At 64.8% G+C, this 8,424-nt stretch carries 11 protein-coding genes; 7 read left to right on the forward strand and 4 right to left on the reverse strand.

The features are described from left to right. Positions 1-265 precede the first annotated feature (265 nt). Together JHC81_RS12525 and JHC81_RS12530 are read left to right on the forward strand one after the other, a co-directional pair. Positions 266-805 carry a PAS domain-containing protein gene (locus JHC81_RS12525; RefSeq protein ID WP_292175193.1) on the forward strand — a complete coding sequence of 180 codons (540 nt, stop codon included), beginning with the start codon at positions 266-268 and terminating at the stop codon, positions 803-805. 80 nt (positions 806-885) lie between these two features. Further along, entirely contained in the window at positions 886-2,085 is a 1,200-nt protein-coding gene (locus JHC81_RS12530; RefSeq protein WP_292175195.1) for a cation:proton antiporter, read from the forward strand. On the opposite strand, the gene JHC81_RS12535 is transcribed toward JHC81_RS12530, so the two are convergent. Next, a complete protein-coding gene (locus JHC81_RS12535) occupies positions 2,077-2,610 on the reverse strand; it encodes a gamma carbonic anhydrase family protein (RefSeq protein WP_292175197.1) in 534 nt (177 codons plus the stop codon). The two genes, JHC81_RS12530 and JHC81_RS12535, sit on opposite strands and share 9 nt — an antisense overlap. Positions 2,611-2,936: 326 nt before the next feature. On the opposite strand from JHC81_RS12535, the gene JHC81_RS12540 reads away from it, so the two are divergent. Further along, positions 2,937-3,716, forward strand: coding sequence for a PhoH family protein (locus tag JHC81_RS12540; RefSeq protein ID WP_292175199.1), 780 nt, complete (start codon positions 2,937-2,939; stop codon positions 3,714-3,716). A gap of 7 nt (positions 3,717-3,723) precedes the next feature. On the opposite strand, the gene JHC81_RS12545 is transcribed toward JHC81_RS12540, so the two are convergent. Beyond that, positions 3,724-4,980 (reverse strand): cation:proton antiporter, encoded by a 1,257-nt coding sequence (locus JHC81_RS12545; RefSeq protein ID WP_292175201.1) that lies wholly within the window; start codon positions 4,978-4,980, stop codon positions 3,724-3,726. A 199-nt stretch (positions 4,981-5,179) separates the two neighbouring features. Here JHC81_RS12545 and lspA point away from each other — a divergent pair, with 199 nt between their 5' ends. Both lspA and JHC81_RS12555 read left to right on the forward strand, forming a co-directional pair. Beyond that, a complete protein-coding gene (gene lspA, locus JHC81_RS12550; RefSeq protein WP_292175203.1) occupies positions 5,180-5,686 on the forward strand; it encodes a signal peptidase II in 507 nt (168 codons plus the stop codon). 73 nt (positions 5,687-5,759) lie between these two features. Then, on the forward strand, positions 5,760-6,320 hold the full coding sequence (locus tag JHC81_RS12555) for a DUF3035 domain-containing protein (RefSeq protein ID WP_292175205.1): 561 nt from the start codon (positions 5,760-5,762) through the stop codon (positions 6,318-6,320). 58 nt (positions 6,321-6,378) lie between these two features. On the opposite strand, the gene JHC81_RS12560 is transcribed toward JHC81_RS12555, so the two are convergent. Then, positions 6,379-7,284, reverse strand: a complete 906-nt coding sequence (locus JHC81_RS12560) for a DMT family transporter (RefSeq protein WP_292175207.1) — start codon at positions 7,282-7,284, stop codon at positions 6,379-6,381. Positions 7,285-7,380: 96 nt separating this feature from the next. Between JHC81_RS12560 and JHC81_RS12565 the strand changes: the two genes are divergently transcribed. Next, the gene (locus tag JHC81_RS12565; RefSeq protein WP_292175209.1) at positions 7,381-7,671 is read left to right on the forward strand and encodes a type II toxin-antitoxin system Phd/YefM family antitoxin; all 291 of its coding nucleotides are present in this window, start codon (positions 7,381-7,383) and stop codon (positions 7,669-7,671) included. Continuing rightward, positions 7,668-8,048: a PIN domain-containing protein gene (locus JHC81_RS12570; protein WP_292175210.1), complete on the forward strand. Its 381-nt coding sequence runs from the start codon at positions 7,668-7,670 to the stop codon at positions 8,046-8,048. The genes JHC81_RS12565 and JHC81_RS12570 overlap by 4 nt, the downstream gene beginning before the upstream one ends. Before the next feature lie 10 nt (positions 8,049-8,058). On the opposite strand, the gene ssb is transcribed toward JHC81_RS12570, so the two are convergent. After that, the coding region (gene ssb, locus JHC81_RS12575) for a single-stranded DNA-binding protein (protein WP_292175211.1) at positions 8,059-8,424 on the reverse strand (366 nt) is incomplete at its 5' end.

Here is an 8,424-nt window from a genome sequence, read left to right on the forward strand (position 1 = left end):
GGGGCGGCGGAGGCTCGCAGCCTGCGCCGCACTGCGCCGCGGCCTTGTCGGCAAAGGCCGTCAGGGCGATGAAGCCCACCAGGGCCGGCAGCCATGTCTTGATCCGCACCCGCATGGGCCGACCCTCCAGAAATTTCGCATGCGCGTCGCAAGGGGTGCGGCGCTCCAGCCGACATCAAGACAGCAAAAGCCTTTCATTTCCGTTGCCTTCGCCCGGCCCGGACCCGGCGCGGGTCTTGCGACGCGGCAGCCGGAGGCCGTTTCGATGTTTCATGCCGACACACATCTGTTGATCGATCACTGGACCCGCCTGTCGCGCCGCCCCGGCGTCGTGGCCGACGTCCCGGATCGCAACAGCTTTCACCCGGACGCTCTGGGCCTTCGCCTGCCCCGCCTCTTCATGGCCGAAGTCGCCGCCGATGGCTGCAGCCTGCGCACCACGGGCAGCTGGATCGAATCCTTCCATGGCACGTCGTTGAGCCGACGGCCCCTGACGACCCTCTGGCGGGACAGTTCGCAAGCCATGGTCACCGCCGCCGTGACCCAGAGCGTTCGCGAGGCACGCCCGGTCGTCATCAAGGCGGCCATCGGCCTGTCCGGCGACCTGATCGAGGTGACCCTGGCCCCCTTGCGCAGCGCGTCGGGCCTGATCGACCGCATCGTCGGCCTCTATGCGCCGCTGTCGACCCTGGCGTTCGGCGACGGTGACAGCCGCCTGCTGAGCGGTCGCATCTGCATCGGCGTGGGCCATTCAGGCCGCGCGCCGCTCAGCCTGGCCGCCGTCGACGGTCGACGCATCGCCTGATTGCCGGCTCTTGCCGCGTCTGCCCGCCTGACGCATGACTGGGCCGGGGCCAGATGGCTGCGCTTGCCGGGGACGTGCGCGTGACGACCACTGAAATCTTCCTGATCGCCCTGCTGATCATCTTTTCGGTCCCGTGGCTGATCTGGCGGCTGTTCCGGACCGATCACTATGCTCCGCTGGTCGTGATCCAGATCATCACCGGCATCCTGCTCGGCCCCGGCGTGCTGGGTGCGGCCTTCCCCGACTATTACGCCTTCGTCTTTTCCAGCCCTGTCGTCAGCGCCCTGAACGGCATCGCCTGGTGGGCCGTGATGATCTTCGTCTGGATCGCCGGGATCGAACTGGATCTGAAACAGGCCTGGGCCAAGCGCGCCGAGACAGGCACCACCGCCGCCCTGGCCCTGATCGTGCCGCTGGTCTTCGGCAGCCTGGCCGCCATGTTCATGCTGACCACGCCGGGCTGGGCCGGCCCCGAAGGCCAACCGTGGCAGGTCATCCTGGGCATCGGCATGGCCTGTGCCGTGACCGCCCTGCCCATTCTGGTCCTGCTGATGGAGAAGATGGACATCCTGCGCCAGCAGTTGGGCCAGCGGGTCCTGCGCTATGCCAGTCTGGACGACATCGCCATCTGGGCCGTCATGGCGCTGATCCTGCTGGATTGGGAACGACTGGGTCGCCAAGGGGGCTTTCTGATCGCTTTCACCGCCGCCACCTGGGCGGTCCGCGCCCTGATGCGGCGGGTGGCCGGGGCGGACCGCTGGTACATCGGTCTCATCTGGCTGGCGGCCTGCGGCCTGGCGGCGGACTGGGCCGGGCTGCATTTCATGGTCGGGGCCTTCCTGGCCGGGGCCGTGCTGGACAGCGAATGGTTCGACCGCGAGCGCATGGATCAATTCCGGGATCATATCCTGCTGGCCGTCATGCCGGTCTTCTTCCTGTCCACGGGTCTGAAGACGGAATGGGGCGTCGGCGGCCTGATGGTCTTCGGCGCGGCCGCCCTGCTGCTGGTCGCCGCTGTCTCGGGCAAACTGCTGGGCATTCACATCGCCGGGCGACTGCTGAAGTGGGAGAAGGGCGAGGCCTCGATCATCGGCTGGCTGCTCCAGACCAAGGCCCTGATCATGATCATCTTCGCCAACATCCTGCTGGACAAGCAGATCATCACCAACACCACTTTCACCGCCCTGCTGCTGATGGCGGTCGCGTCCACCATGCTGACGACGCCCTTCGTCAAGCCCGCCCTCGCCAAGCTGAAAGGGCTGGCGACCAAGTCAGGCTGATACCTCCGTCAGGTCGGTCTCATAGCGTTTCCAGTTCTGCACATAGTGCTGGGCCGACGCCTTCAGCGCCTCGATCTGGCCCGGCTCCAGCTCGCGTACCACCTTGCCCGGCTGGCCCATGACCAAGCTGTTGTCCGGTATGACCTTGCCCTCGGTGATCAGGGCATTGGCCCCGATCAGACAGTTCTTCCCGATCCTGGCCCGACCCAGCACCACCGCCCCGATGCCGATCAGGGTGTTGTCCCCGATCTCGCAGCTGTGCAGCATCACCATATGGCCCACCGTCACCCCGTCGCCGATCGTCAGTGGCTCGCCGGGGTCGGAATGCAGCACGCTGCCGTCCTGAATATTGGTATCCCGGCCGATCGTGATCGGATCATTGTCCCCGCGCACCACCGCCCCGAACCAGATACTGGCGCCGGGCTTCAGAATCACGTCTCCTGCCACCACAGCGTTCGGTGCAATCCAGTATTCGCCCTCGGGCGGAAGCTGCGGTTTCTTGTCCGCCAACGCATAAACCGTCATGAAATCATCGCCTTATTCTTGGTCGATTGGGCGCTTTAACAGGTCGTAAACCACGCTAGCATCATAGTGTTGCTGCGATTCGAGGTCGCCATTTCGGCCCCGGATCCGAAGCCGGATCAAGCCCGGTCCGGTCATAGCCCAAGGAGGACGCGCGTGACGCGTTCCGGTCGGCGGTTCTCTCCGCTGTCAGTCCCACCCTCTCGCAGAGGGCGTGTCTGTGACCCGGGCGGCGCATGCGTTTCCGTCTTCGACTTCCTCCCCACTGTCACCCCGGGCGATGCTTTTGCGGCATCGCCTTTTTTCATGCCTGAAGGAATGAGGCGTCCATGACCAAGCGTGCAGCCATCAAGCGCCAGACCCGCGACACCGGCCGTGAACACGGTGTCCTGGACAGTCGCCAGTTCATGGACGATGCCAAGGTGCGGCGTCTGCCCACACACGCGGGCTGGTCGCCCCTGCCCTCCAACGACGACCGCGACCAGGCCTATCTGAAGACTCTCAAGCCGAAGTCGGACGGCCAGGCCGAACTGATGACGGCCATCGACCATCACAATCTGGTCCTGGCGCTGGGTCCGGCAGGCACGGGCAAGACCTATCTGGCCGTGGCCAAGGCGGTCGAGGCGCTGGAGGCCGGCAAGATCGGCCGCATCGTCCTCAGCCGACCTGCCGTCGAGGCCGGGGAATCCATCGGCTTTCTGCCCGGCGACATGGAGGACAAGCTGGCCCCCTATCTGCGCCCGCTCTACGACGCCCTGTCCGACCGCCTGTCGATGAAGCGGGTCAAGGCCCTGATGGCCGAGGGCCTGATCGAGATCGCCCCCATCGGCTACATGCGCGGCCGCACCCTGAACAACGCCTTCATCGTCGTCGACGAAGCCCAGAACTGCACCTACGTTCAGCTCAAGATGCTGCTGACCCGCCTGGGCTGGCATTCGACCATGGTGGTCACCGGCGACCCCCAGCAGTCCGACCTGCTACCCGGCATCTCCGGCCTGGCCGATGTGGCCGAGCGTTTGACCGCCGTGCCGGACATCGCCGTAGTCAAGCTGGCCGAGCGCGACATCGTCCGCCACCCGCTGGTCGCGAGCATGATCGGGGTGTTGTAAGCCGCGGCTAGACCAGATCGGTCACCTTCGGCCCGCTCGCGACCGAGGCTTCCGCGGCCTCGGCGCGGGCGATCCGTTGCGGATCTGGTGCAGCCCCCATCCGATCGATCAGCTTGAAGACGAACGGATGCAGCGAGATCGACAGCAGGGCTGCGGCCAGGATCAGGTCGTGTGTGCCCTGCTGCATCGCCCCCAGGCTGACGCCCAGCGCCGCCAGGATAAAGCTGAACTCCCCGATCTGGGCCAACGATGCGCCCACGGTCAGGCTGGTCTTGCGATCCAGCTTGAACGCCGTGGTAATGGCCAGCGCCGCCAGGGTCTTGCCGACGATGACGATGCCCAGCACGCCCAGCACCGCCCACGGCCGCTCGATCAGGATCATCGGGTCGAACAGCATGCCGACCGAGACGAAGAACAGAACGGCGAATGCATCGCGCAGCGGCAGCGACCGCTCCGCCGCATTATGCCCCAGCGGCGTCCCGTTCAGCACCAGCCCGGCCAGGAAGGCCCCCAGCGCGAAGGAGTGGAACAGCTGATAGGCGATCCAGGCGATGCCCAGGGCGATGGCCAGCACGCCCAGGGTGAACAGCTCGCGTGACTTGGTATGGGCGATCCGCACCAGCAGCCACGGCAGGGCCCGCCCGCCGACGATCAGCATGAAGGCCACGAAGGCGGCGACCTTCAGCAGGGTCCAGCCCACATTCAGCGCCAGGGCGCCGGCAGCCACCTCCTGTCCGGGCGGCAGGATGATCATCGGCAGCATGACCAGGGCCAGCACGATCACCAGATCCTCGACGATCAGCCAGCCGACGGCGATCCGCCCGATCTCCCCCTTGTTCTGCCGACGCTCTTCCAGCGCCCGCATCAGCACGACCGTGGAGGCGACCGACAGGGCAAAGCCCATCAACAGCGCCTCGACATCCGTCATGCCCAGCACGAACCGCCCCAGCAGCCAGCCCAGCCCGATCGCCGAAGCGATCTGCACCACTGCGCCCGGCACCGCGACCTTGCGCACCTGCATCAGATCCTTGGGCGAGAAATGCAGGCCGACCCCGAACATCAGCAGGATCACGCCAATCTCGGCCAGTTGCGGAGCCAGTTCCGGATCGGCCACGAATCCTGCCGTGTGGGGGCCGACGGCAATCCCCGCGATCAGATAGCCCACCAATGGAGACAGCTTCAGCCGGTTCGCCAGCATGCCGAAAATGAAGGCCAGCACGAAGCCGCCGACCAGGATCAGAATCAGGCTGTCGGCATGCGGCATCGGCGCTCCTTCACTACGGGCGTTGATCGTTCTCGGCTTGTTTAAGCGTCACATTTGGGGCCGCGTTCCCTGAACGGCAACCCTTGAACGCTGTGAAATGGCGTCTTCAGGCCCTGTTCTCGCGACTGCGACTGCATTTGCCTCTTCGCGGGCCGCGACCGGGCTGCTAACCCGTGCGCTTCACAATTCAGCGGCCCGAATGAAAATCCCACGCATCGCCTATGCGGCCTTTGGCCTGGCCCTCCTCATCGTCATCGTCGACCAGCTGACCAAGGCCTGGATCATCTCCGGTATCGATCTGCGCGAGATGGGACAGGTCGCCGTCCTGCCGCCGATCTTCAACCTGACCTGGGTCGAGAACCGCGGCGTCAGCTTCGGCCTGTTCGGTGACGGCTCGGCCCGCTGGTATCTGAGCGTCTTCGCGGTCGTGATCTCGTTGGCATTGGCCTGGTGGGCGTTGAGGGCGGACCGACGCCTGCTGATCACGGCCATTGGTCTCATCATGGGCGGAGCGATCGGCAATGTGATCGATCGCATTCGCTTCGGCTTCGTCGTCGACTTTCTCGACTTTTCAGGCACGGGCTTTTTTCCCTGGGTCTTCAACGTCGCCGACAGCGCTATTTCGATCGGCATCGTCCTGTTGATCTGGGACAGTCTGCGTGCGGAGAAGGCGGCCAAGGTTGGCGGCGCCGCCGAAAAGTCGTAATCAAACGCTTCATCAAGGTCCGATACGCGCGCTCGTTTGGCTGCGCGGTTCCCGACCGACACCGAGAGTGACCATGCGCCTTCGTATCCTCACCATCCTGACCGTGGCCGCGTCCACCCTGGCACTCGGGGCCTGCAGCAGCCTGTCGCGCAGCGTCGGCCTGTCCAAGGTTACGCCGGACGAGTTCCTGACGGTGTCGACCGCGCCGCTGACCGTCCCGCCGGAATATGGCTTGACGCCGCCCGCTCCCGGTCAGCCGCGCCCGCAGGAACTGGCTCCAGAATCCGCTGCCCGTCAGATCCTTCTGGGTCAGCGTCAGGCCGTGACTCGCTCGGCCGGCGAACAGATCCTGGTGGCCCAGGCCGGTGGCGACCGCGCCGATCCTCTGGCGCGCTACGTCGTTGACGACGAGTTCGGCGATCTGGCGCACAAGGAAGAAGGCTGGGCCGACCGCATCATGTTCTGGCGTCGCGAGGACCCGGCCAGCCAGGCCGCGACCACGACCCAGACCGCCGATGGCGCTGTCGTGATCGATCCGCAGACCGAATACGCCCGCTATCAGGCGCTGGTCGGCAACTCCGGCATCAGCATCGCGCCGCGTCGCGACGGCGGTTTCAAACTGCCGGGCCTTTAAGACACCTTCGGGCGGCAAGTGATTCAGGCCCGGACGGCAACGTCCGGGCCTTTCTTGTTCAGCCCTTGGTCGCTCCGGCCCTCAGGCCCCGCTCGGCCAGGGCGACGATGGCCACGCCGCCCATGGTCAGGGCGGCACCGGTCAGGATTTGCGCCGTCAGCACATCGCCCATGAAGCCCCAGCCGATCAGGATGGAGACCACCGGCGTGGCCAGCAGATAGGGTGTCACCCGTCCCGCCTCGCGCTTCTGGACCAGCCAGAACACCAGCGTCGTGGCCAGAACCGACGACACCAGCCCGGCCCAGATCACGCTGGCCCAAACCATCGCATCGGCTTGCTGCACAGCCTGCCAGTGTCCCGTCTCGAAGACGGCGGATGCAAAGGCCAGGGTGGGCAAGGCAACCAGCGCCAGCAGCCCCTGCATCTTCAACGGCGGAATGGAGGTCGTGCGCCGCGCGATCACCGTCGTCAGGGCCCAGGCGCAACTGGCAGCCATGGCGACAAGGATCGCTTTCCAGTCCTCGATTGCGTGGGGGTCCAGCGTCATCCAGGCCACGCCCGCGAACGCCACCCCCATGCCGATCAGTGCGAATTTCGACAACCGCTCGCCCAGCAGCAGGAACGCGAACAGCGCCGTGAACGGCACCCACAGCTGCGCCGCCACCGAAACCGGGCTGACATCCTGCGCCAGCCAGAAGGCCAGATAGATCAGGCCATAGTGGATCGGCCCGCCCACGCCCACGATGATCAGCAGGCTCTTCCAGTTCGGAAACGGCGGCCGCACGAAGGGGATCAGGCAGGCCGCCGCCAGCCCGAACCGCATCGCGCCCATCAACAATGGCGGCAGGGTCTCGGTCCCCAGCTTGGCCGCCGCATTGTTCACGCCCCAGATCACCACCACCGCAGCGATGGCAGCGACCTCGACGAGGCTGAGCGGGCTGTGCGGCTTGTCGGGCGTGGTCATGCAAGGCCTATCCCACGTCTGTACAGCTTCCACGCGTCAAGCCCGGTTACCGCGCGTTTCATTGACATGTACATGTCTCAAGCACATGTTGTACGCATGATCGAAGTCACTATGACAGAACTGCGCCGCGATCTGTTTCGCCTCATTGATCGTATGGCCGAAACGGGTGAGCCATTGCGGGTGAAACGGCATGGTCGAGCGGTTGATCTGACTGCGCGGACGCCTGACAAGACCGTCGCCGAAATGACGCCCCAGGAGCGCTGGGCAAGGTTTGTCGCCCGGCCACCTCTCGCAGGTTTCGAAGATGTCCCGGATGATCTGGACACATATGATGATCACTGGACGTGGGATCCTGACACCAAGTTTGCCGACCTGAACGCCAAGTGATCCACCTCGATACTCAGGTCGTCATCTGGCTTTCTGCCAAACGCTGGAGCCAGTTTTCCAGGCCCGCTCTTCGGCTCATTGAAAAGCTGGATCACATTGTTATTTCGCCGAATGTTCTGGTCGAAATCGAGATACTGATCGAAATTCAGCGCATCAGGGCCACGTCTGCCTGGTCTGTGTACGAAACGCTGAACCTCGACATGGGCCTTGAGCTTTCATCGTCCAGCGTCGCCGATGTGGCGCGCAAGGCATGCACGTTTGCTTGGACGCGCGATCCGTTCGATCGATTGATCGTTGCCAATGCCATGGCCGACGGTGCCAGATTGATCACCGCCGACCAGCGTATCCTTCAGAACTTCAAGGATGCGGTCTGGTGACCCCCGGTTCCTAGAACGGAATGTCGTCGTTCAGATCGTAGCTTTCCTTGGGGCCGCTGGGCTTGTTGGCCCCGCCCGTCGAAAAGCCCGAGGAATAGTCGTCGTCGCCGCGCGATCCACCGCCGCCATAGCCACCGCCACCGCCCGAACCACCGCCGTCACGGCCGCCCAGCATGGTCAGCTCGCCGCGGAATTTCTGCAGCACGATCTCCGTCGTGTATTTCTCGACGCCCGCCTGCTCGTATTTGCGGGTCTGGAGCGAGCCTTCGATGTAAACGGTCGAGCCCTTTTTCAGATAGTTCTCGGCCACCTTGACGATGTTCTCGTTGAAGATGACCACCCGGTGCCACTCGGTCTTTTCCTTGCGCTCGCCGGT

The organism is Brevundimonas sp., assembly GCF_016463295.1.
GTDB lineage: Bacteria > Pseudomonadota > Alphaproteobacteria > Caulobacterales > Caulobacteraceae > Brevundimonas.